General features: G+C 32.1%; 21 protein-coding genes and 1 pseudogene. 9 read left to right on the forward strand and 13 right to left on the reverse strand.

The features are described from left to right. Positions 1-49 precede the first annotated feature (49 nt). Positions 50-1,027, forward strand: a complete 978-nt coding sequence (locus tag QWY86_RS01800) for a glycosyltransferase family 2 protein (RefSeq protein WP_290238075.1) — start codon at positions 50-52, stop codon at positions 1,025-1,027. Positions 1,028-1,033: 6 nt separating this feature from the next. Here the strand turns inward: QWY86_RS01800 and QWY86_RS01805 are convergent, their stop codons facing one another. Genes QWY86_RS01805 through QWY86_RS01820 form a run of 4 tightly spaced genes read right to left on the reverse strand, consistent with a single transcriptional unit; the run spans position 1,034 to position 4,653 of the window. Beyond that, positions 1,034-1,462 (reverse strand): hypothetical protein, encoded by a 429-nt coding sequence (locus QWY86_RS01805; protein WP_290238077.1) that lies wholly within the window; start codon positions 1,460-1,462, stop codon positions 1,034-1,036. Between the two features lies 1 nt (position 1,463). Further along, a complete protein-coding gene (locus QWY86_RS01810; protein WP_290238079.1) occupies positions 1,464-2,903 on the reverse strand; it encodes a GMC oxidoreductase in 1,440 nt (479 codons plus the stop codon). Positions 2,904-2,917: 14 nt separating this feature from the next. Further along, positions 2,918-3,961, reverse strand: a complete 1,044-nt coding sequence (locus QWY86_RS01815; RefSeq protein WP_290238080.1) for a UbiA prenyltransferase family protein — start codon at positions 3,959-3,961, stop codon at positions 2,918-2,920. An 11-nt stretch (positions 3,962-3,972) separates the two neighbouring features. After that, entirely contained in the window at positions 3,973-4,653 is a 681-nt protein-coding gene (locus QWY86_RS01820; protein ID WP_290238082.1) for an HAD family hydrolase, read from the reverse strand. A 190-nt stretch (positions 4,654-4,843) separates the two neighbouring features. Here QWY86_RS01820 and QWY86_RS01825 point away from each other — a divergent pair, with 190 nt between their 5' ends. The 3 genes from QWY86_RS01825 to QWY86_RS01835 all read left to right on the forward strand — a co-directional run bounded on the left by QWY86_RS01825 (position 4,844) and on the right by QWY86_RS01835 (position 9,007). Continuing rightward, positions 4,844-6,334 carry a hypothetical protein gene (locus QWY86_RS01825; protein WP_290238084.1) on the forward strand — a complete coding sequence of 497 codons (1,491 nt, stop codon included), beginning with the start codon at positions 4,844-4,846 and terminating at the stop codon, positions 6,332-6,334. Positions 6,335-6,405: 71 nt separating this feature from the next. Continuing rightward, a complete protein-coding gene (locus QWY86_RS01830; protein WP_290238086.1) occupies positions 6,406-7,263 on the forward strand; it encodes a beta-1,6-N-acetylglucosaminyltransferase in 858 nt (285 codons plus the stop codon). Positions 7,264-7,630: 367 nt separating this feature from the next. Next, positions 7,631-9,007 (forward strand): hypothetical protein, encoded by a 1,377-nt coding sequence (locus QWY86_RS01835; protein ID WP_290238089.1) that lies wholly within the window; start codon positions 7,631-7,633, stop codon positions 9,005-9,007. A gap of 53 nt (positions 9,008-9,060) precedes the next feature. Here QWY86_RS01835 and QWY86_RS20045 read toward each other — a convergent pair. Together QWY86_RS20045 and QWY86_RS01840 are read right to left on the reverse strand one after the other, a co-directional pair. Beyond that, positions 9,061-9,204 (reverse strand): annotated as a pseudogene (locus tag QWY86_RS20045) (IS3 family transposase); the annotation flags it as partial. Between the two features lie 384 nt (positions 9,205-9,588). Continuing rightward, positions 9,589-9,999, reverse strand: coding sequence for an IS3 family transposase (locus tag QWY86_RS01840; RefSeq protein WP_290238091.1), 411 nt, complete (start codon positions 9,997-9,999; stop codon positions 9,589-9,591). A gap of 627 nt (positions 10,000-10,626) precedes the next feature. Here QWY86_RS01840 and QWY86_RS01845 point away from each other — a divergent pair. The 4 genes from QWY86_RS01845 to QWY86_RS01860 are packed head-to-tail and all read left to right on the forward strand — an operon-like array spanning position 10,627 to position 14,661. Beyond that, on the forward strand, positions 10,627-11,418 hold the full coding sequence (locus QWY86_RS01845) for a glycosyltransferase family 2 protein (protein ID WP_290238092.1): 792 nt from the start codon (positions 10,627-10,629) through the stop codon (positions 11,416-11,418). 39 nt (positions 11,419-11,457) lie between these two features. Beyond that, on the forward strand, positions 11,458-12,258 hold the full coding sequence (locus tag QWY86_RS01850; RefSeq protein ID WP_290238094.1) for a glycosyltransferase: 801 nt from the start codon (positions 11,458-11,460) through the stop codon (positions 12,256-12,258). A gap of 42 nt (positions 12,259-12,300) precedes the next feature. Next, positions 12,301-13,737, forward strand: a complete 1,437-nt coding sequence (locus QWY86_RS01855; RefSeq protein WP_290238096.1) for an MOP flippase family protein — start codon at positions 12,301-12,303, stop codon at positions 13,735-13,737. 33 nt (positions 13,738-13,770) lie between these two features. Continuing rightward, the gene (locus QWY86_RS01860; protein ID WP_290238098.1) at positions 13,771-14,661 is read left to right on the forward strand and encodes a glycosyltransferase family 8 protein; all 891 of its coding nucleotides are present in this window, start codon (positions 13,771-13,773) and stop codon (positions 14,659-14,661) included. On the opposite strand, the gene QWY86_RS01865 is transcribed toward QWY86_RS01860, so the two are convergent. Both QWY86_RS01865 and QWY86_RS01870 read right to left on the reverse strand, forming a co-directional pair. Beyond that, positions 14,662-16,329 carry a GMC oxidoreductase gene (locus QWY86_RS01865; RefSeq protein WP_290238100.1) on the reverse strand — a complete coding sequence of 556 codons (1,668 nt, stop codon included), beginning with the start codon at positions 16,327-16,329 and terminating at the stop codon, positions 14,662-14,664. Between the two features lie 22 nt (positions 16,330-16,351). Beyond that, positions 16,352-16,927, reverse strand: a complete 576-nt coding sequence (locus QWY86_RS01870) for a gluconate 2-dehydrogenase subunit 3 family protein (RefSeq protein WP_290238101.1) — start codon at positions 16,925-16,927, stop codon at positions 16,352-16,354. Between the two features lie 137 nt (positions 16,928-17,064). Between QWY86_RS01870 and QWY86_RS01875 the strand changes: the two genes are divergently transcribed. Continuing rightward, a complete protein-coding gene (locus QWY86_RS01875; RefSeq protein ID WP_290238104.1) occupies positions 17,065-17,928 on the forward strand; it encodes a glycosyltransferase family 2 protein in 864 nt (287 codons plus the stop codon). 2 nt (positions 17,929-17,930) lie between these two features. Here the strand turns inward: QWY86_RS01875 and QWY86_RS01880 are convergent, their stop codons facing one another. From QWY86_RS01880 to QWY86_RS01900, 5 genes are read right to left on the reverse strand one after another with little or no spacing between them, the layout of a single operon-like run. After that, the gene (locus QWY86_RS01880) at positions 17,931-19,049 is read right to left on the reverse strand and encodes a glycosyltransferase (protein ID WP_290238106.1); all 1,119 of its coding nucleotides are present in this window, start codon (positions 19,047-19,049) and stop codon (positions 17,931-17,933) included. A 29-nt stretch (positions 19,050-19,078) separates the two neighbouring features. Beyond that, positions 19,079-20,266: a glycosyltransferase gene (locus QWY86_RS01885; RefSeq protein ID WP_290238109.1), complete on the reverse strand. Its 1,188-nt coding sequence runs from the start codon at positions 20,264-20,266 to the stop codon at positions 19,079-19,081. Between the two features lie 3 nt (positions 20,267-20,269). Further along, positions 20,270-21,481, reverse strand: coding sequence for a glycosyltransferase (locus QWY86_RS01890; protein ID WP_290238111.1), 1,212 nt, complete (start codon positions 21,479-21,481; stop codon positions 20,270-20,272). A gap of 3 nt (positions 21,482-21,484) precedes the next feature. Continuing rightward, positions 21,485-22,267 carry a glycosyltransferase gene (locus QWY86_RS01895; RefSeq protein ID WP_290238113.1) on the reverse strand — a complete coding sequence of 261 codons (783 nt, stop codon included), beginning with the start codon at positions 22,265-22,267 and terminating at the stop codon, positions 21,485-21,487. A gap of 22 nt (positions 22,268-22,289) precedes the next feature. Further along, entirely contained in the window at positions 22,290-22,745 is a 456-nt protein-coding gene (locus QWY86_RS01900) for an acyltransferase (RefSeq protein WP_290238115.1), read from the reverse strand. Positions 22,746-22,928 lie beyond the last annotated feature (183 nt).

Raw genomic sequence — 22,928 nt, forward strand, 5'->3', positions numbered from 1 at the left:
CTCATTTACTTAGAGTTTAACTTTGATACATCCGATAAAGCGTTCCCTAATGAATCCAAAACCACTTGTTACTGTAATTATCCCAACCTACAATAGAGAAACGAAAGTTTTCGAAGCTATTGAGAGCGCAATAAAACAAACTTACACAGAAGTTCAAATTGTGGTTATAGACGATGGTTCTAATGATAATACAGCAAAAATATTAAAAGAAAAGTATCCTAACATAGAATATTTCTACAAAACAAATGGCGGTCAGGCATCAGCAAGAAACCTTGGTTTATCAAAAGCAAGAGGAGAAATTGTTGCATCATTGGATTCTGATGACATCTGGTATCCTAACTTTTTGGAAGTGTGTGTACAGAAACTTCAGCAAGATGATTTAGATTTTGTATTTGCAAATTGGGACCAGGATAGAAAAGTGGGTGATAGTTGGGATTTTCTAATCAACGACCCGTATTTAAAACCTTATCAAAATCTTTTGAAAAATGATTGGATAGATTTAAAGCATGAAAATTTACGTGCCTTATATATTAGAGCTTGCCCGTCCCCATCATCGTCTGTAGTTTTGCGAAAATCATCCATCGTATCTGGCTGGGATGAAAACATAAACATTGGAGATGATTGGTGTTTATATCTCGAAATGATTCTTAATAGAAAAGCCAAAGCCGCTTATACACTTCAGAGATTATGGAGAAAAAGAATCGACGAAATTAATATCTATGATGGAAGAAAATGGCATGAAATTTTAGAATATTTATATATCGCTGATCTTAACTTGAAGATTAAACGTTTTGGTGCACTATTAACTAAAGATGAATTGTTAATTATGCAAAGACGTTATATGCATAGCTTAGTAGAACTTTCCAAGCATTATCTTTTTAGAGAGCGTAGTTTTAATAATTCAATGAAACTATTATCAAGGTCATTTTCAGTTAACTTTCCATTTACATTAAAAACCATTCCGGTGGTTTATTTCCAGGCCTTTGAAAGAGAGTTTAAAAGGAAGTTTGGAAAAGAAAATAAATAACCGGCTTTATATGCTTTTTACCTGGTCGGGAGGATAAAGAGTATACGCAAATGGATTGGGAACAGGACTTTTATATGGGCTATATAACCCTAAATATCTAACAACTTTACTTTCATCCATTTTGTTAATGAAGAAATCGGAAGACAGCAGGTAAGTTTTAATCAGCTCTTTTATAAGGTTTGAGTTTTTCCAGGTAATGTTTAAATAATACATGCTTTTCAGTTTCATTCTAAAAAAAATATCGTTAGAATAACCAAAGTAATCGTTAACATATTTCTCCACACTACCTTCTTCCAACTTCAAATAGCTTAGCTCATCTTTAATTAAAAGTGCCGCATACTTTTGTATTGTTCCATTAACAAGAAAATAAGAAGTCGGAATTACTACGCTTCCAGTAGTTACGCCCGTGATAATGATAAATTTTCTCCGATTCATATTAGAAAATTTTATCTGCAGAAAATAATGACATAGCAGAAAGCGTAAGTGTTGGATTTGAAGCACTGTAAGTTGTAAAAGCTCCCGCACCAAGTACCAGCAAATTTCTGTATTTATGATGAACCATATGTTTATCAACCACTCCTAATGAAGGATCAGTACTCATTCTTGTTCCTCCTATGATATGGCCTTCATTAGGGAAAGGCGGCAGGTACTCAAGTTTTTCTACAGGCAAGCACGACAATATTTTTGGCAACTTTTGTTTCATGTTTTCTATTCCTTTCAATGTATAGGAAGACCGCTCAACATGGTGTACATCAGGCACAAATTTATTAGCAGTTGTGTTAACATAATTCTTGTCTAAAGGGATATCTTCAAATAACATTCTTATACTCGCAATATTAAGATACTTTCCACGCTCTAACCTTATGTAATATGGTGCATTACTAACTTCCATCAAGCAGGCAGCATAATCTTTTCTATGCGCACCATCGTAAAGCATATATCCGTTTGCGTTAACCCAGGTACTACCTCCTACATTGCTCATTCCATCTAAATAGATAAGCACTTGCATACCCAACTGCTCTCCTACCCCTTTACCTAAAAGCTTTGATTTATCTCCTGCATTTAGAAGAATATTAGAATTAAAAAAAGGATTTGCCCCTAACACAACTACTTCACCAGAAACAGACAGTTCTTTACCATCTTTTAAAAAAAACACCTTCTTTACAATATCGTTTTCTAATTGCAAATTGTAAACCTGTGCACCGTATACAAGCTCAACTCTTTCATCATTATAAACACCAATATTTGAGTTTTCAATAGTAAATTTAGCATTAACAGGGCAAGTATCGCAGGTACTTGAGGTCATGCACCTGTTCCTTCCGCTTGTGGCTCTACTTGCCCTTGCTGTAGGCTGGCTAATGTAATCGGTACCATAAGTTTTATGAAGTATTTTATCAACCAAACTAAACTCATGGGGTGGTAAAGGATAATTACCTTTTCGAGGGAATGGTGTACCTACTGGCCCGGATACATGCATTAATTCTTCAGCTTCATAATAATATCGATCCAAATCATCATAATCAACTGGCCAGTCTTGCTCAATACCATATAATGTTTTCATTTTGAAATCTGATGGCATAAACCTGGGTGTACAGCCCCACCAACAATTAGAACAACCACCCAGGCCAGTAGTAAAAGGCCATTTCTTGTACGGGCTAATGTTATTTATCGCTTTTTCCCAGGGCTCTTCAAATTTTTGAAATTCGCTTTTTTCGCCTCTCTTTACTTTTAACCTTTCATCATGCGGATAAAAATGTCCTCTCTCGAGCACAAGAATTTTTTTATCCTTCGACGATTTTGAAAGGTATTTTTTAAGAAAAAAACTAGATGCAAAACCAGTACCAACTACAACCAAATCATAAAAATCTTTCTTCATCAATTGTGCTATCGTTAATAATTGTTTGCATTTTTAAGAAACCAATGTAGCCAAGGTATATCTAAGAACATTAACACACAAAGTAGAATGGTAAAAAGCACTAAATATGTCATAAACCACTTTCTGGTATATAACTTTTCAGAACCCTGTACAGGCGAATCATTTAACAACCCAATTTTAAGATACCATGAAAATAATAGCGCAAAAAATGGAAAGCTCACCAACAATTCAATTCTATCTTTAACAAGAAAAATCCCCATAAAAAATGCACAGGTGATAGCATAAAAAAACATCGATACTAAAAGACTATTTTCAGTATAATGTTTAAATGACTTACGGTATAAACCGGCCACATGTGGATTATCAATTAATCGATATTCAGCGAAACGCTTTGTAGCCATTAAAAAAGCGCCTCCCATCCAGTATGCAATAATTATGCTTACCGGAGGAAAAGTATTTATCCAGTTCAAGTCCCATTTACTATCAGGAACGCCAAGTGCGGGGCTAAATATAAACCATCCTGCCGCAAACCTTATCGGATTATTTATCGATTCACTTAACACATCTAGAAAAACACGGTCTTTACTTCTAATAGGCTTTACATTATAAATTACGCCCATTACCAATAGAAATACTGCAACTGATAAAAATTTTAGTGACACAAGGTACGCCAGGGTCATACCAACAATTGCTAAAATACTATACTCAGTATAAACAATTTTAGGGTTAATTATAGATACAACCGATGATCTTTTATTTTTTAACGGATGGTATTTATCAAACCCAGCATCAAGATATTCGTTAATAACGTAATTTGCAGAAGCAACCAAACATATACTTGCTAAACCCAGCAGTATTTTTATAACCAAACCGCTATTAAATGGTGTATGAAAAATCGATAGGGCAAACAGCATTCCTGGAAACATAAAAAGGTTTTTAACCCAATTATCCGGCCTGGCTATCGCAATATATTCTTTTATTGATGCTTGTTTAAGTTCTTTTGGGGATGAATTATCTGATGATAGGGAATCATCAGGTAATATTATTCTATCTATCATAATTTTAGCACTTAATCTTCATTAAGTATTTGTTTGGAGAGTGTTATGTAAAAATTGTTATATGCTTCGCTCTTGTTAATTATAATGTACGGTATTCCTATTCGTCGTGCACATTCACCATCCAACTCATCTCTATCACCAATGTACAAACATTCAGATTTATCTATTATTTTAAATTTCTCTATAATGGAATTTAAACCCTTGGGTTGGGGTTTCATGGAATTTATGGCATGATCTGTTGAACTTACGATAAGGTCTGGATTTAAATCCATACTTCTCATTTTTAATTCAGAATCATAATCAGAATAGATTGCTATGGCTATTTTTTTTTTCTTCAAGCCTGTAAATAAATTTTCTACTCCTGGATAAATGCAGCGATTCAAATGCCTGTTTGGAAAATCAAATATCCATTTGTCTACTACAGATTTTATTTTCTCGAAAGATAAATCAACCTTTTCGCCACACCAATAATACTGTTCATTTTGCAAATCACTTCCCTGATAATCTGCTTTCTTTTCCCGTTCTTTTCTAAAGTGATAGATTATTAAAAGTTCTTTTAACTTCCATGGCCTGAATAAATAATAAGCCAATAAAGAAAACATCATTTTCCTACGCAACTTTATTTGATCGTATAATGTTCCATCTACGTCAAAAATAACAAGCTTAAGTTTGTTTAAATTACTGGCAATCACAGGGAATAATTTTATCTGTAAAATTATTAAAAAATCCGATATTGCATATAATTAATCCCTAATAATGTACACTTCGCATCTCAAAAAAGATCCCGATAAAAATAATTACAATAGTATTTTAATCTATATTTTTTTAACTCTAGGCTGTTCAGTTCGTCTCTTTCATTTCTTCTATAATAGATCTTTGTGGATGGATGAAATCTATTTATCATCTGGATTGGTAAAGATGAATTTTGGGGAATTATTAACAGAGCCATTATTTTACCAACAAAAAGCACCACTTGGCTTTATTCTTTTGGTAAAAGCAAGTTTAAATATTTTTGGTAATAACGAATATTCTTTAAGACTTATTCCTCTAATTTTTGGCTGCCTTTCTATCTTCTTATTTGTTCCGGTAGCTAAATATTTTTTAAATGGGTTATTATCAGTAATGGCTATTGGAATATTATGTTTCGCTCCTGCACTCATATACCACAGTGTAGAAATAAAACAGTATTCTACAGAGATGTTTAGCACCATATTATGTTTGTACCTCTATATAAAATATGAACATAATAAAACTGCATGGCATTTATTTTTGTGGGGACTATCAGGCACAATAATTTTGTGGTTTTCTTATTCCTCTATTTTTGTTTTGGGAGGATTAGGCTTAGGATTAACAGTTAATTATCTGCTTAAAATGAAATGGAAGATTGCCCTCATCAGATTAATTCCATTTTCGATGTGGTTTCTCAGTTTTTCAATAAACTACATCTTATTTACCCATAAACATGCTGAATCTGAATGGATAGCTTACTGGTTTCGGTCCTATCAAAACTTCATGCCGATGCCACCTAAATCTATTGCCGACTTTAAGTGGTTTGTAATAAACCTGTATCGCATGCTGGATTATCCTTTAGGCCTACTTTGGAATTTCTTCCCAAACAATAAAAATCAAATACTTAACATCTTATTTAAGATGCCATTTTTACCAGTTTTGGCTTTTTTATTAGGAATTTATTCTGTTTTAAAAGAGAAAATTAATATCCCTGTACTGATAGTCCCTGTTGTTTTAATGTTTATTGCTTCAGGGTTAGAGCTTTACCCGCTTACGGAGAGATTCTGGGTCTTCATTTCTCCGATATTTATAATTTTTATTGCAAAAGGCCTAAATTTTTCAGTTATAAAATCAAAAACAGGAATGTTGATATTGTTTGGACTTTTGATAATTGGTCCAATAATGCAAACATTATTAACTATTATTCAACCTGAAAAATTTTATTTGCACAAAAAATCATTTCAAAGAGAAGTTTTATTGCATGTTAATAAAGATTTTAAAAAAGGTGATGCTGTATATGTGTATTGGAATAATTTACCTGGTTATAAATTATATAAAGATATGTATCAATTGAAATACGAGGCAGTTGAAGGGCAAGACTTCAGGAATGAATCTAAGAACTTTACAGATTATTATAAAAACCTGCAAAGGGACTTTAAAAAATTCTCGAACAATAAGCGTGTTTGGTTAATATTTAATAAGCAATTTGTAACAGATATTGGTGATAAAATAGATGAACCTTTCTGGTACTACGAAAAACAGAACCCAACTATAAATTTAATTCATGAATTGAGCAAAAAATATCGAATTATCGACAAATATGAAACACAAGATATCGATGCATACCTTTTATTTGATAAATAAATCAAAAATTAAATATTTTATAATATTTTTATAAAAATTAGTGTCCCGTTAATTTAAATCATCCCAATTTTATGCGCATAGCCCATATTATTATGGCTCATAAAAATCCTAAGCAGTTGCTCAGGTTAATAAAAAGTCTTGAACACCCTAATGCAGATTTTTTTATCCATATCGACAAAAAGGTACTTAAAGAGGAATTTAAAATAATTGAAAATTTAAGCCAAGTAAAATTTATAAAAAATAGGATTAATTGTAATTGGGGTGGAAATAGTCTTTTTTTGGGAATACTAAGTTCACTGAATGAGGTTGTTTCTGATAATATCGAATATGATTTCATTAACCTTTTAAGCGCACAGGACTATCCTTTAACATCAGCAGAAAATATTTTCAATTTTCTGCAATCCAGGCCACAATCTAATTTCATATCATACGATGAGTCGAGAGAAACAGAATGGTGGAAAAAGGCGGTGTCAAGGTATGAAAAACACCACTTTACAGATCTAAGTTTCAGAGGTAAATATCTACTTCAGAAAATTGTAAATAAAATTTTTCCTGTTAGAAAGTTTCCAATGGAAATGGAATTATACGGAAGCTGCAAATCTACCTGGTGGACTATCAGCGGAACCTGCGCTAAATATGTTGATGAAATATTTACAAACAACAAACAATTAAGAAACTTTCTCAAATATTCTTGGGGTACTGATGAATTTGCTTTTGCATCTATCGTTATGAATTCATCATTTAAAGATAGTGTTATAAATAATAATTTGAGGTATATCGATTTTTCTCAAGGCCATGCACACCCTAAAACATTATTAATTGAAGACTATGATAAAATAGCTTCTTCTAAAATGCTTTTTGCAAGAAAATTTGATGACCAGGTTGATGAATATATTTTGGACAGGATTGATGCAGAATGCTTAAATTAATTATATTAGTAATAAAATGCGCAAACAATTAAAACGAATTACAGTTTTGTAAAAAATTAATAATTAATCAGACAAACGGCGTAAAAGACAAGCCACAAACAAGCTAAACAATAGACTAGCAGGTATTTACGATAGATAAATTTACATTAACCAAATTGTCACCAAATTGTAATATATGCATTTTCTCTAATTCCTACACAATTCCAAGAATAGTGCTATTAGAGATATAAGAAGTAAGATTTTAGTGCAAAAAAAAATTAACGTCTTAGCGTTCATTAATAACAATTTAATTTATGTGTATAATATTTATTACAATTGTCGTTTTAGAAGCAACAAACAATTAATCACTTATATTTAAAGACATTTAATGAGAAAAAATTCAAAGATGCATTTCATCCTTTGCCTGCTATTATTATCGTTTGCGGCTTGTAAAAAAAATAATCCAATTCAAGAAAATCTTAACGTAACACCAGAAGCACCAGCAGTTGTTGCTCCTGACCCTATTCAAACCGGACCTAGTTACTCCAAAATATATGAAGTTGGTTCTGGTTCGGGAGATTTAGTAATTAATGGAACTAGCTATACATTAGGAGGAACCGTTTTATTTAAAGTTAAAGGTGGTACATACCGAAGTATAAAAATTGCAAACGTAGATGGTGGAACAGGCTTAGTTACGATTCAAAATAATGGATTGGTTGAATCTACCGGAGAAATGAGATTAGAAAACCTAAACAACGTTGTTTTAACCGGTAATGGAACTTCTGGCATAAATAAAGGCTTTTCATTTCAAAACATTGGCTATAGAGCAATACAAGTTGATGGAAAGATTAATAATTTTACGCTTCAGTATTTCAATTTCAAAAATATTGGAGATAATGTGATAACTTACAAATACGAAGCTGCTTACACAGGAGCAGAAAGTTCAATATCTCAAAACCTTAAATTTTCAAATATTGATTGTGATAACACGGGTCAATTTATTTCTGGTTCAGGAACAAGTGATAATGGAACGATTAAGGGATTTATTAAGAATCTTGAAATTTCATATGTAAACTTCCAAAATTCATCAGGTGTTGGCTCTATTGTTTGGTTTGGTAACGTTGAAAATTACGATATCCATCACAACGTTGTTAATAATATCAATACCGCTAATGATAACCATAATGGAATCTTTTTAATGAATGGAAATGGAAAATTCCATCATAACAAGATAACTAATCATCAGGGAAATGCTATTAGAGCATTCAGTTTCTCCGTTGGTTCTACTCCAAAAGAGGTTCTGATATACAATAATATAGTTGTCAACTCCAGGAAATATTCTGCTTTTGAAATTCAAATTTTTGATACGGCCATTAGCGCAGGAAAAACTACTTATGTTAATGCAAAAGTTTTCAACAATACATGTGGCAATTTAAACCTTAGTAAAGATTGGCAAGGAAACGTTGTTGATATCTATACGCTTAGGGGAGGAACTTGTGAAGTATATAATAACTTAGCATTCAACCTATTTACAAATGGTGCTAACAAAGCGTCATTTGGTGGTCAGGAATCTGATACCAAATCTTTAGAATCTAACAATATGTATTATTCTAGTTCAAAAGAAGCTGGAATTGTTGATGAAACTTCATTTAAATTGAATTCGAGTGCCCCAGTTAAAGGTAAGGGTAAACATGAAAATATTTTAACAGATGATTATTTTGGGTCAGCTAGAGCACAATTACCATCGGTAGGTGCAGTAGAATAAATTAAAAAGGCGATGCATTTTGAAGTGCACCCGAAAAGTTAGACAAATTTAATTTACTTAATAATATGATGAGCTCGGTATTTAACCGGGCTCATTCCTTTTAGATTAAGTTTGATTCTGTCATTGTTATAATACCTGATATACTCTTTGATGTCTTTTCTAAGTTCTTCGATATCGTCATATTTATTCAGGTAGAATAAATATGACTTTTTATACTGAAGAAGTTTTCAATAACGGCATTGTCCAGACAGTTGCCTTTCCTCGAGATGCTTTGTGTTATTCCTTTTTCCTTCAACAGACGTTGTATTTTTTCATCTGAATTGCCATACCTGATCTGAATGCAGTATCAGTTTTGTGTTTCTTGTAGTCTTTTTAAAGGTACAGTTTACATATCAGACCTGTTTGAAGTTAGGCGACTCTTGAGATACCGTAACAAATGATTTCGCCATTAAAAAGCTCAATAATAGGCAACAAGTAAAGATTTTTATCTTTAACTTTAAATTCGGTAATGTCAGTATCCCACTTCAGTTCAGGTTGGTTTGATTTGAAGTCTCATTGGAGCAGGTTAGGTGCAATAGCGCCTATTTCCCTCTGTAAGAACGATATTTTTTTCTGCGAATCAACGAACGCATCCCAAGTGAGCCCATTAGTTTAAAAACCGTTTTATGATTGATAATCATTCCCTCGTTATTCATCTGCAAGGTTATTCTACGGTAACCATACTTTCCTTTATGCTGTTGATAAATATTCTTGATTTGTGCTTTAGCAACCTCATGCTTATTTAATACCGATTTAGTCTTAAGATGATAATAGTAACTGCTTCTGACCATCTTTAAAATACCCAACATTATGTCTAATGGATATTTATGCCTTAACCCTTCAATGGCTAACGCTTTTTCTTTAGCATTTCTTTTGCTTGAGTTAAGGCTTTGAGCTTTTTTAGCAACTCGTTTTCGGCCTTTAGATACAGGTTTTCTTTCTCCATTCTTCAAGCCTGGTAAGTGGTTGTGTTTTCTTATGAGGTTTATCCTTTTTCATGAGCTTGGGTCGTCCTCGTTGTTCTCGCAGGCCATCCAATCCTGATAACTCATAGCGTCTCACCCAGGATAGCACAATGCTAATTGGCTATCCCATAATGCGAACAGCAATTTCTCAAAGATAGCCCTTCAGCATTATAATGCTCAACTACTTTTAACTTGAACTCTCTGGAATGATAAACCTTGGCTTTAGGTAGAAGCCCGACACTGCCAGAGATATTGTATTGATCTACCCATCTTGTTAATTAAGACCGCGATAAACCCTACTTGAATGCTACTGCTGTTAGAGATTCGCCCTCTAAATGTTCTTAACAACTTCGACTTTAAAAGCCGCATTATACTTCTTGTTCATAAAAATGCCCCCAATAAGTGTCTAACTTTTTGGGGGCAGTGTAAAATCGAAGGCTTTTTACTTTAACATAACATGAAGCGGCACATAAACCTAAAAATTATTTGGGTATAATTATTTCAATCTTAATAGATATTATTAAGATTTTTTTTTTGATATTTGGAATCTATATAACTAAATAAAAAGTTAAACATTGAACGCAATCATCACTTAAGTTATATACCATCATCCTCATGCCCGAAAGTATTTATAACTTTGATAAAGTAAGTTTACTTATTACTCACTATAATAGAAGCGAATCTCTTGAGAGACTTTTAAAAAATTTTAAATCTTTAAAATGCTTTTTCGCCGATATTATTGTTTCTGATGATGGAAGTAATAAAGAAAATATTGAAAATTTATACAGGTTGAAAGACCTCTATCAATTCAACTTAATAGAAACTCCAATCAATAGGGGCCTTGGAAATAACATTAATAAGGGCCAAGACGCTGTTAAAACACCTTACACACTTTACATACAAGAAGATTTTGTTCCTAAGCCTGCTTTTCCAGAGCATTTTGCTGATGCCCTAAATATTATGATAGAGGATAAACATTGGGATATGGTAACATTCTATTCATATTCTCCTTATCCATATTTAAAAGAATATAAAAAGGGTTTTTCTGAAAAAATCTTCAAATCTAGCTGGTGGTATACAAATAACTTAAAATTTTATTTATACGGAGATCACCCTCATTTAAGAATTAGCAATTTTTTTGAAAAATTTGGCAGATACAAAGAGGGTTTAAATGGTGATGAGACAGAACTTGAAATGAGCTTATCATTTATTAAAAATAATGGTAGATCATTATTTTATGACGATTTATACGGTTTATTAGATCAAGTTAATTCAGATATAGAGCCAAGTACCGCAACGTTTAGGCGTTCGTGGACACAAAGCAAAAATCCATTTATTTCAGCCTTGAGATGGTCCTATCTAAAATATAAGTTTGCCAAATTAAATTTTAAACTACTCAAAAAATAGTGACCCTATATCAATACAATTAGCCAACCACACTGATAAATGAAAAATACTCAAAGTACAGATATATTGGACGTTACTCTACTTATTACACATTTTAATAGAAGCGAATCATTAGCAAGATTATTAAAGGTAATTAAGGAGCTAAATATTAATTTCTACGAAGTTATTGTTTGTGATGGTTACAGTAAAAAAGAACATATTGAGCATATATTAAGATTACAAGAGGAATTTAAATTCACACTTAAAACCTCAACTAGTAACAAAGGCTTAGGAAATACTATTAATATGGGTCAGGATGCTGTCAAATCGCCATACTTACTATACGTTCAAGAAGATTTTTATCCAAAACCGAAATTTAAACAAGCCTTAATTGATGGTCTGGAAATCTTTAAAAATGAGCCAAAGTGGGATATTATTAGATTTTATTCATTTCCATGGTCTCCTTTTCCTTATTTAAAGAATTATAAAAAGGGATTTTCTGAAATGAAGTTTAGCCTCTCACCTTTTTACATCAGTCATATAAAATTTTATGTTTACAGTGATCATCCTCATTTAAAACGTAAGTCATTTCCTCAAAAATTTGGAAGATATATTGAGTCTCCCAAAGGAGATGTAACTGAAATGGGAATGTGCAGGTCTTTCTTGAAAAATAACGGCAAGGGTTTGTTTTACACTGAACATAAGGAGCTTTTTGAGCATGATAATAGTGACCATGAACCAGGGCTCTTTCGTCCTGATAAAATTAGGACTAAGAAATACTCTGACATAGCACCTTTATATTGGGCATATTTAAAATACAAAACTTTAAGAGAAACAGTTTTATACATTTTAAATAAATAAGTCACCATCTGCCTAAACAAAAACCTTTGATGCAAAAAATAAATGAGTAATCAGAAAAAAGCGATAAGTGGTGCGAAGTGGACGACCATTTCCACTGTTGTAAATACTGTACTTCAATTTACACAAGTGGCTATACTTGCCCGTTTATTAGAACCTACTTCTTTTGGTCTTGTAAGTATTAGCACATTAGTTATAAATTTTCTAAGCATCTTTGCCCACTTCGGATTTTCAAACTCGATTATTTATAAACAGGAAACTGATAAAGGGGTTTTATCAACAATATATTACATGAATATATTGATTGGTCTATTAATGTTCGTTGTAATTTATGCAACTACCCCACTCTTAGTAATGTATTATAAGGAGCCTAAACTTGCTGAAATTCTTAGGATTTCGGCCTTTTATTTTCCCATCGTTTTCTTGGGCCAGATATATAACATATTATTAGAAAAAGAACTTAAGTTCAAATCTTTAGCACTAACAGAAATCGTTTGTTCAATTTTAGGAACGTCTGTTACAATATTTTTTGCATATCAAGGCTATCAGGCAAAAGCATTGATTTTTGGTCTTCTGACGGCACAATTGACAAAAATGATTGTACAAAATATTATTGCCAGAGAGTATTTTTCTCCTATACGATATTTTAATTTAAGCAAGATTAAAGAACATTTACGATTTGGGATTTTCAATATCGGCGACAGTTTATTAGGTTTTGCAAATAGTAATTTGGATACAATTTTAATAGGTGGGATTTTGGATGTTAAACAACTGGGATATTATACCATAGCATCACAAATTGCAGTTTATCCGGTAGCTAGACTCTCACCTATAATTATTCAAATTTCATATCCAATTATGGCAAAGCTAAATGGAGAACTGGCTAAAATTAAAAGTGCTTATTTAAAAATTATTGACTTTCTTGCCTATTGCAATGTACCGCTACTGGCAGGGCTATTTTTAATGGCTTATAATGTAATTCCAATTATTTACGGACCAGGATGGGATGAAACGATACCTTTAATAAAAATCTTCGTGTTTATGGGTATTACTTCTTGTTTAATGTTTCCACTATCCACTGTAGCCTACTCTACAGGAAAGCCGAATCTATTATTTTATCTAAATTTAGTAACACTAATTATAAAGTTTCCAATTATATATATTGTAGCAACTCATTTCGGAATAATAGGTATCGCAGTTGGCTATCTTCTATCAACGGTCATTACACTTATTTTAAATTTCTTATTGATACAATATATGATTGGTGATTTCTTTAAGCAATTTTTGGTGAATTTTGCTAAACCTGTAATTTTCAGTTTAATAATGGCAGCAGTAATTTTAACCTACAAATATTTTATTGGGAACGAAGGAATTCTAAATACAATTATACAAATAGCATTGGGTGGAATTGTTTACGCTGCTTTAACTTTGAAATACAAACTTTCGTGGAGTGAGATAATGAATCTGAGACAATCTTTATAATTTATTTGCTAATTAGCTATTTACTTAAGTAAAATGAAACATCAAGATACCATTTCTATAATTTGCATTTGTGATAACCATTATGCAATATTACTTGCTGCGCTAATCAAATCAGTAGAAATAAACCATCTAACGGATGAAAAATTGGAATTTTATATTGTTGAAGACAATATTTCATCAAAAAATAAAGCTAGAATAAATACTGCTAAAAAGAACGATACTATAATACACTGGTTAGAAATGAAGCAATGCATCCCAACAGGCTTCAAACTTCCAATAGATAAAAGTAGTTTGCCTTTAAATATATACGTTAGACTTTTTATCCCTAGTTTTATTAATGAAGAAAGAATAAAGAACATATTATTCTTAGATGTTGATATGATTATGCTTGAAGATGTTAGCAAGTTATGGAACACAGATATAGGTACTAATATTGTTGCAGCAGTACAAGATCAGTTTATACAAGTTGTAGATAAGTGGGGTGGAATTACAAATTATGAGGCACTTGGTATTGAAAAAGAAAGTAAATATTTTAATGCTGGGTTAATGCTTATAGATTTAAAACGATGGAGAGCGGAAGATCTTACTAATAAAGTGATTGATGCAATAACTAAATACAAGGAATTTGCACTATTTCAAGATCAATATGGTTTAAATGTAGCATTAGCTAACAAATGGTTTGAATTAGATCCGCTCTGGAACAGATTTGCTTATTCTGAAGAGGAGAAACCTTACCTAATTCATTTTACAGGAAGAAAGCCGATTTATAAAAGTTATGAATTTAGTGAACATTACAAAAGCTTATTTTTTAAATATCTAGCGCAAACCGGTTGGAAAAACTTTAAGCAGATTAGCGAAACAACAAGGTATGTAAAGAAAATCAGTAATATTTTCGAAAAGTTTAAGAATCTAATTGGTATTTAATTACAAGATATTGTTCTTTAAAGCTGAAACTGCATAATCACAAGCTCTAGCTGTTAATGCCATATATGTTAGAGATGGATTTTGGCAGGCGGAAGAGGTCATACAGCTTCCATCAGTAATAAATACATTTTTAACAGCATGGATTTGATTAAATTCATTTAATACAGATGTTTTTGGATCTCTTCCCATTCGAGCAGTTCCCATTTCATGAATTGTTGTTCCTCCAGGTTTATGATAATTAAAAGCGGCCGCTTTAAAGCCGGCACTTTCAAGCATTTCTAAACAAGTATTTTGAATGTCTTTCATCATTTTATCTTCATTCTCATGAAATGAAAAATTTATTTTAACAATCGGAAAACCCCATTTATCTTTTTCAGTATCATGTAAACTTATTTTATTTTCATAATAAGGCAAACATTCTCCCCAACCGGCCATCCAAACTGTCCACTTCCCCGGAGCAGTTAATTTTGATTTAAAATCGGCGCCAAACCCTTCAAGTTCACCACCTAAATCCAATACTTCCTGTCGCTCTCCATCACCCTGAATGTTGTATCCACCCTTAAAATCTAAGTTTTCGTTTTCGGCTAAATTCCTGTATCTGGGTATTAAAAAACCACAGGGCCTTCTACCTTTGTAATAATTATCTTTAAACCCGTCATGAACTCCCCACGCACCGGCAGATGAATGATGATCCATTAAGTTGTGACCAAGTTCCCCACTATCATTCCCTAAACCATTTGGAAAACGTTTAGATTTAGAATTTAATAAAATTGATGCTGTAGCAATTGTAGATGCATTAAGAAAGATAATCTTTGAATTAAAAATTATACTTTCGTTCGTGTTTGCATCAACAATTTTAACACCTTCGGCCTTATTTGTTTGGTCGTTATAAATTACTTCGGTTACAATAGAATTTGGTCTTAGTGTAAGATTTCCTGTAGCTTTTGCCATAGGTATGGTGGAACTATTGCTACTGAAATAACCTCCAAAGGGACATCCTCTTGTGCATAAATTTCTATTCATACAAGTCCCCCGATTGTCCCAACCCTTTGTTAAATTAGCAACCCGAGCAATTGTTAAAACTCGTTTTTGCTTTTCCATAATAGAATTACCTAAGTGGCTTTCGATACAATTCAGAGACATTGGTGGCAGAAAGTTCCCATCCGGTAAGTGCGGTAAATTTTCCTTTTGGCCACTAACTCCTATAACTGACTCTACATAATCGTACCACTTAGCAATGTCTTTATATCTTATTGGCCAATCTACAGCAATTCCATTTTTAACATTAGATTCAAAATCTAAATCACTCCAGCGGTAACACTGCCTACCCCATGTTAGCGAACGTCCGCCTACTTGATATCCTCTAAACCAATTAAATGGCTTTTCCTGAATATAAGGGTTATCCTTATCACTTACAAAAAAATGCTTATCTGCAGGAGAATAAACATTGCTATGCACCGGATCTATTTCTCTATCCTTCAAAGTATTATTCATCCCGTTTTTAAAATCCCATGGATTCAATGTAGCGGTTGGATAATCTTTAATGTGTTCTACGTTTCTTCCTCTCTCAAGCAATAACGTTTTTAGCCCTTTTTTACACAATTCCATTGCTGCCCAACCACCGCTAATTCCAGATCCTACTACAATTGCATCGTAAGTATTTTCCATTTTATAATCAATTATTTAAATACTATTTTGTGGCCCAAGATTTTTGATTTCTCCTTAATGGAATACAGGCTTCGTAGTGTACGGGTATATAATCATATGCTAATCCTTTAGTTGCGCCTAATTTTGAGCTGGCATAACCTTCAATCGTTAAGCTTTTAAGTTTAGAGAAAAAAGATTGTCCGAAGATTTTGTCGTTAATTTTGTTAAAAATATGGATGCGATAGATATCTGATGTTTCAAAGTATTTAAGTACATCTATTCTTTCATCATCATTACATTTGAAAAATGTTTTATTGTACTTATCTAAAGTATAATTTTCCAAATCATTTAATCCATTTAAAAATTTATGCTGTACTCTGGATTCGGTGCAATTAAATAAAACATTAACTATAAAATTCTCCACACCTGCTGCTTTAGCACCTGGAGTATCAGTAGTAGGAATTATGGTTTCAGCTAACTCGGCTATTAGAGGCTTGTAAGAAAATAAAACCTTTGCATCTATATCTTTATTAAGGCTAAACCATTTATAAGCTGAAAAAGACGATACACCAACTATACATACACCTAAGAAACTCTTTAGAGATGTTCTTCTATTCATGAATCAAAATGTTTGGGAATTGGTGTAAATATAGTTATTATTGCAAACTATCAGAATATTTTGTTGCCCCCAATTTAAATGTTTGCTATATTATTTGCATCTTTATTTTTCTAAATGTAAAACTTCCCTTTACTTACATGAACATATTCAACAATCCCGTTTGGTTTAAAGATTTTGATTTCCAGTATGAAAAATTTGAGGATATTCCTCAACAGGTTTTTGACAACATAAATCAAGACTTGGATAAAATAGTTGGAGAAAATCCTTTAGTTACAATTTTAATTTCTGCTTGGAATGAAGAAGTAAATATTTTGAGGTGCATTTCAAGTCTTTCGAAAACAAAATGTAATTTCCCTATTGAGATAATTGTTGTTAATAATAATTCGAAAGATAAAACACAACACACGATAGATAAGCTGCATGTAAAAGGATTATTTGAGCAAAAACAGGGTTGTGGCCCTGCTCGTCAATTTGGGCAAGAAAATGCTAAAGGAAAATATGTACTTCTTGCAGATGCAGATTGTTTTTATCCTTCTTGTTGGGTAGAGGAAATGACAAAAGTGCTGAAGAAAGAAAATGTTGTTTGTGTTTATGGACGCTATTCCTTTATTAGTGAGGAAGGTTATCCAAGGTGGCAATTATTCTTCCTGGAAAAAATGAAGGATATTATAGCTGAATTCAGACAAATTAACAGACCATATTTTAATGCATATGGTTTAAGCATGGGATATGTTAGAGAGCTTGGATTAAAAGTTGGGTTTATTGAAACTAACTTTTGGGGCGATGATGGTCAACTATGCTTAGGGCTTATGAAATATGGTAAGGTAAAGCAAGTACGAAGTAACAAAGCAAGAGTTTGGACTGGTCCTAGAACATTACAAAGAGATGGTTCATTCGTTAACGCATTAAAAAACAGATTAAAGAAAGAAACAAAACGTTTCTTCAGGAATTTTAATTCTAAACTTCCTGAAGATGCTGTTCACGAATCGAAAAAAATTTAGCATTATTGAGCTACAAGTTCATCATAAATTTTCTCAATCTTTCTTGTCATTATAGATACGCTAAATTCTTCTAGAATTGTTTTCCCGGCATTGCTACCAATTTTTATTCGAAGTTGCTCATCTTTTGCAACCAAAGTTAGGGTTTCTGCAAGTTGCTTAGGATTTTGAACCGGAACAAGCATTCCGTTTTCGCCAGTTTTGATAACTTCCTTTGCCCCATCAATAGCCGTTACAACAACAGCTTTATTCATAGCCATAGCTTCCAACATGCCAATTGGAAGTCCTTCCCAAAGGGATGGTAGACAATAAATATCAATTGCATTCAATATGTTTGGAACATCTTGTCTGAAATTTATAAAAATTATTTTCGAATAAACATTAAGTTCTTTAGCAAGATTTATCGCATCTTCTTTTAATTCACCATCGCCAACAAAAAGAAATTTAATGTCTAGGTCTTCGGGTAATAATGCAATTGCTCTCACTAAAGTTAAAGGGTCTTTTTGCTTAGTCATTCGAACAACGTATCCTACTAGAATAGTTGATGGCTCGATATTGAGTTCTTTTCTAATATCAGGGAAATTTCCTTTGGGATTATATTTTTTAAGGTTAATACCATATTTTACAACCTTTGCTCTCTTCATTTCAAATTGCTTACTAGCATCATTTAAATTATTATCTGAAACGCAAATTGTTAGGTTAGCTTTATTAACTAAAAATTTTTCACCCTGAATTCTTAAGTTTTTTAAGAGAAAATTTTGATCAGGATGAAAGGACCAACCGTGAACAGTATAAGCAATAGGGATATTAAGCTTTTTGGCGCTTTGAAAGGTATTTGAATTCGCTCTGGTACCATGAGCGTGTACTAAATCAATTTTTTCAGAAACTAGAATTTCCTTAACGGCAGCCCATTTAGTGAAATCGAAAGGTTTTTCTGTTTCAATAACATAGGTTTTAATCCCCATTTCTTTCATTCTATCTACCATAGGGCCATAAGTGAATGAAAGAACAATGCTTTCGTATTTATCTTTATCTAGTTCTTCAACTAGATCTAATACATGTGATTCCCCTCCCCCAATTTTACCTTGTCTTATGGTCTGAAGTATCTTAATCCTATTATTCATTTTACAACGATGATTTACTTATCTAAAAATCAATTTGATTTAATATCATTAATGCTAGACTGCTGATCGTGCTTGGTAGCCACAGAAATCTGATTGGCCTTGTTTGCTTTTATTAAAGCTAATACCTGAAAAAAAACAAATTTTGGAACGCTTTTCAGCGAATCGTATATTCTTTTATCAGCATTAAAATTAGCTAACGACTTATAAAATATAAATATAAATACCAAGCCAGATAGTATCCATGCAATTATAGCTAAAGGCATAATAAAAATACTTACTAAAAAACAAATTGCAGACAACGCAAAAAGAATAAAAAGTGGTGGTCTTAATAACATAATGCTAAACAAAAACTGATTTTTGTTTAGATTTAAAATACTGGTCATATTTAATTTAAGTCCTAGTTTAAAAAACTTAAACCATGTGTTTATCCATCTAGCTCTTTGCTTAACAAGTTGTTCTGATTTTGATGTCTTTTCATCATAAACAATCGCCTTTTCGGCAAAAGCAATTCTAAGTTTCCTTTTTAAAATTTCGTATTGCAAAATTTTATCAAATCCGGCACCACTTGTTTTTAATTCTTGCAAACAATCTTTGTAAAGCGCAACAGTAAATGCCATACCAGATCCGGATAATGAAGCAGAAGAACCATTATCAAAAAGTAGTTGTCTATCAGTATATCTATAATAAATATCACCTGCAGCATCTAAACATGCATATTGAGTATTTAGATTCTTTTCTTCACGAATTCCTTGTACAGCCTGAAATCCTTGGTTAAAACTATAATTTAGCTCATTCAAGTATTCACTATGAACAAGATTATCACTATCTATTATTGTTAATCGATTATGGGGTCTTTTAAAATTATCAATCGCATAGAAATGTGATTTTATATTACTCGCTAATTCAACTTCTGGACGAAGAACAACGACCTTGTCATTATCAAAATTTAACTCGGAAATATCGCAGTTGTCTGCCACAACATAAATCAAATAGTTATTATAATTTAATTTTAAAATAGAATCTACAGCCATTGGAACCAAAGTTGTTTGCTGATATGCTGTAACTATGATCGCGTAGTCTGCTTCTATTACCGAATTATTAATTGCTCTTTTTGATTTTCTAGTAAAACGTTGTGTAAGAAATAAAATAAATGGAAATACTAAATGAATAGCAATTAATGCCTGAAATAAAATAAATATGATTGAACCAAAATTCATCCTTTAGTGTTTAAACTTCTCTTTTAACTTTTTTGATATTTGTACTCGCATCAGGTCTACACTATTTTCCCAGGTATGTGTCAAAGCAAAACGTATTCTCTCATCAATTAATTCCTGGTTATTTTCTTTTATTGCTTGCCTAATTAATTGAACATAATCCTCTTTTGAATTAGCCAGATAGACATGATTTTTAAAAACCTCCATCGTTTTGGTAGAGGAGGCAATTATTGGTTTCCCTAGAGATAAGTATTCATCAATCTTTCGGGGATAGTTTCCAATAGTTACAGGGTTAATTAACTGAGGATTAATGCAAACATCAAAATTATTTATATATTTTGGTAAATCTTCAACTGGCTTTTGGCCTAAAAATATTATATTATCAATTGAATGCAGAAGACTATTCTTGAAAACTTCATCTTCTCCCCCAACTAAGACAAAGTTAATATCAGGGCAAGCAACTGCAATGTGTTCGATAATTTCTATATCTAACCTGATTGTGTTTAGTGCACCAACATAGCCTACAATTGGTTTATCTAAAGGTAAATCTGAAGGAATTGCATCAATATTTCTGTTAGCAAAATCGTCAATATCACAGCCTTGTCCAACATAAAATGAATCTTGATTGTATTGTTTGCAATAATCAGCTAAGTAGGTTGAGTTGGCAAAACAAATATCACTTTTACTAATAAGTTTAGGCTCTAAATATTCTCCATGCTTGCGCCAGTAATCAACTCCAAGCATATAATCCCTAGAATAATATATACTCAAATCTGGCTTCAGCAAAACATCGAGATAAAAGCCTTTAAACATCTCATTATCATTAAATAATATGGTGTTTCTGAATCCTAATTCTGTTAATGCAGATTTTACAGACGTAGCAAGTTTTTTATTATTTAGTTTATTAATGAAATTAAAAAGATTGTGATAATTTATCCAATTAATAGATTCCACTATACAATCAGGAAACAAATTCCAAAGATTATCTTTAATTTTAATTAATCCTTGTTCTTTATTTTTAATAACATTGATTCTTTTCTTTATTTTGTCGTCATTCTTGCCTCTTAACAATGTAATGCGATCTAGCGGAGAATTAATATATAAAACTCTATTATTCTTACTTAGCTCTAATGCAATATCTTTACAATTACTTCCAATCTCAGTATCCCAAGGTTGTTGGCCAATTATAATAATATCGTTATCGAATTTTTTATCCATCAATTAATACTTTTTGAAATATAGACTATAATTGAAAAGTATAAACCTGTAAACATATTTAGCTGTATTTATGAAGAAATTATCTCGTTCTCTCCAAGATAATCTATCCAAATGCATTGTACTTGGTTCTGAAGATGTATTAATCTGTTCGAAAACTCCCTTATAATTGTCGAATAATAAACCTTTACCCTTATGTTGTAAATATGATATCATCATATCAAATTCAGTTTTTTCTGGGTTTTTCATTTCTGCATAGCGCCCAAATTTTTCAAAAAAATTGCTTCTACGCAAATGTGGATGGTCACTATACAGAGGAAATTTATCGAGATTTGTAGAACCATGATTGAACACCATCTTCGAAAAGCCATTTCTATAAGGTTCTTTATGTGTATACTGAAGGTAAGAATAGAATCTTATAGTATCAAAATCTTCAGTTTCCAAAATTGATAATGCATCCTTTAAAGGTTTTTCACAACCTGGAAGGGGTATAAAATCTTCCTGTACATAGAGTGTGTATGGTAACGTTACAGCATCCTGTCCTTTGTTGATATTGTTGCCAAGCCCTTTATTTTTAGGGGTTGTTATCAAATCAAAGTTGTATTGCTCTTTAAGCAACTTTAGCTGTTCTAAATGTTCGGCTTTGCTTCCATCATCCGACACAACAACTTGCCCGAAAGAGCAATTAACTTTCTGAAAATTTTCCAACAGCCGTTCGAGTGACTTACTCCTATTGTAATGGGTGATTAGTAGTGCTACAGTATCAAAATGATGAGCATATTTTATCATACAATTTTTCTTTAGAGTATCTTTAAATATTAATTTTTTCCCACTTATCAGAAGTACTACTATACTTCTTTATTACTTTAGCAGGATTACCGACAGCAATAGAAAATGGAGGTATATCTTTAGTCACCACACTTCCTGCTCCGATTACACAATGTTTTCCGAGCGTAACACCAGCAGTAATAACGCTATTTGCTCCAATCCATACATCATCTTCAATAGAGATATTTTTGCAAATCACCTTTTGTTTTGCCGGCGATATTTCAACATTTTCATAACCATGGTTTAAACCCGATACCACAATATTTTGCGCCATCATTACTTCATTACCAATGGTTACAGGGCCAATGATTACATTTCCTACTCCAATTATTGTGTTGTCTCCAATAATTACGTCGCCAACTCCATTATTAACAGTTGCAAAATCTTCAATAGTAGAATAATTACCTAAATTAAATTTGTTGAAAGGTAATACGTCCATTTTTGTTCGTCTTCGAACAATACTTCCTTTGCCCCTCTTATGCTTAAAAGGATTTAGAAATAGCTTCACCCATAATCTAGGGCCGTGCTCATGAGTAGGAATTAATAATAATAGTGCAATCTTTTTAAATTTTGGATTGGACTTGATTTTTGAGACTATAGACATATTAACTTTCCTCCGATT

This window comes from Pedobacter aquatilis (assembly GCF_030409415.1).
GTDB lineage: Bacteria > Bacteroidota > Bacteroidia > Sphingobacteriales > Sphingobacteriaceae > Pedobacter > Pedobacter aquatilis.

What these genes read in the sequence shown, in the direction of transcription:
- QWY86_RS01830 (WP_290238086.1), top strand. Translation starts at nt 6,406, where the DNA reads ATGCGCATAGCCCATATTATTATGGCTCATAAAAATCCTAAGCAGTTG.
- QWY86_RS01890 (WP_290238111.1), bottom strand. Translation starts at nt 21,481, where the DNA reads ATGGATAAAAAATTCGATAACGATATTATTATAATTGGCCAACAACCT.
- QWY86_RS01835 (WP_290238089.1), top strand. Translation starts at nt 7,631, where the DNA reads ATGAGAAAAAATTCAAAGATGCATTTCATCCTTTGCCTGCTATTATTA.
- QWY86_RS01825 (WP_290238084.1), top strand. Translation starts at nt 4,844, where the DNA reads ATGGATGAAATCTATTTATCATCTGGATTGGTAAAGATGAATTTTGGG.
- QWY86_RS01895 (WP_290238113.1), bottom strand. Translation starts at nt 22,267, where the DNA reads ATGATAAAATATGCTCATCATTTTGATACTGTAGCACTACTAATCACC.
- QWY86_RS01815 (WP_290238080.1), bottom strand. Translation starts at nt 3,961, where the DNA reads ATGATAGATAGAATAATATTACCTGATGATTCCCTATCATCAGATAAT.
- QWY86_RS01845 (WP_290238092.1), top strand. Translation starts at nt 10,627, where the DNA reads ATGCCCGAAAGTATTTATAACTTTGATAAAGTAAGTTTACTTATTACT.
- QWY86_RS01810 (WP_290238079.1), bottom strand. Translation starts at nt 2,903, where the DNA reads ATGAAGAAAGATTTTTATGATTTGGTTGTAGTTGGTACTGGTTTTGCA.
- QWY86_RS01800 (WP_290238075.1), top strand. Translation starts at nt 50, where the DNA reads ATGAATCCAAAACCACTTGTTACTGTAATTATCCCAACCTACAATAGA.
- QWY86_RS01865 (WP_290238100.1), bottom strand. Translation starts at nt 16,329, where the DNA reads ATGGAAAATACTTACGATGCAATTGTAGTAGGATCTGGAATTAGCGGT.
- QWY86_RS01850 (WP_290238094.1), top strand. Translation starts at nt 11,458, where the DNA reads ATGAAAAATACTCAAAGTACAGATATATTGGACGTTACTCTACTTATT.
- QWY86_RS01855 (WP_290238096.1), top strand. Translation starts at nt 12,301, where the DNA reads ATGAGTAATCAGAAAAAAGCGATAAGTGGTGCGAAGTGGACGACCATT.
- QWY86_RS01875 (WP_290238104.1), top strand. Translation starts at nt 17,065, where the DNA reads ATGAACATATTCAACAATCCCGTTTGGTTTAAAGATTTTGATTTCCAG.
- QWY86_RS01860 (WP_290238098.1), top strand. Translation starts at nt 13,771, where the DNA reads ATGAAACATCAAGATACCATTTCTATAATTTGCATTTGTGATAACCAT.
- QWY86_RS01805 (WP_290238077.1), bottom strand. Translation starts at nt 1,462, where the DNA reads ATGAATCGGAGAAAATTTATCATTATCACGGGCGTAACTACTGGAAGC.
- QWY86_RS01900 (WP_290238115.1), bottom strand. Translation starts at nt 22,745, where the DNA reads ATGGACGTATTACCTTTCAACAAATTTAATTTAGGTAATTATTCTACT.
- QWY86_RS01885 (WP_290238109.1), bottom strand. Translation starts at nt 20,266, where the DNA reads ATGAATTTTGGTTCAATCATATTTATTTTATTTCAGGCATTAATTGCT.
- QWY86_RS01880 (WP_290238106.1), bottom strand. Translation starts at nt 19,049, where the DNA reads ATGAATAATAGGATTAAGATACTTCAGACCATAAGACAAGGTAAAATT.
- QWY86_RS01870 (WP_290238101.1), bottom strand. Translation starts at nt 16,927, where the DNA reads ATGAATAGAAGAACATCTCTAAAGAGTTTCTTAGGTGTATGTATAGTT.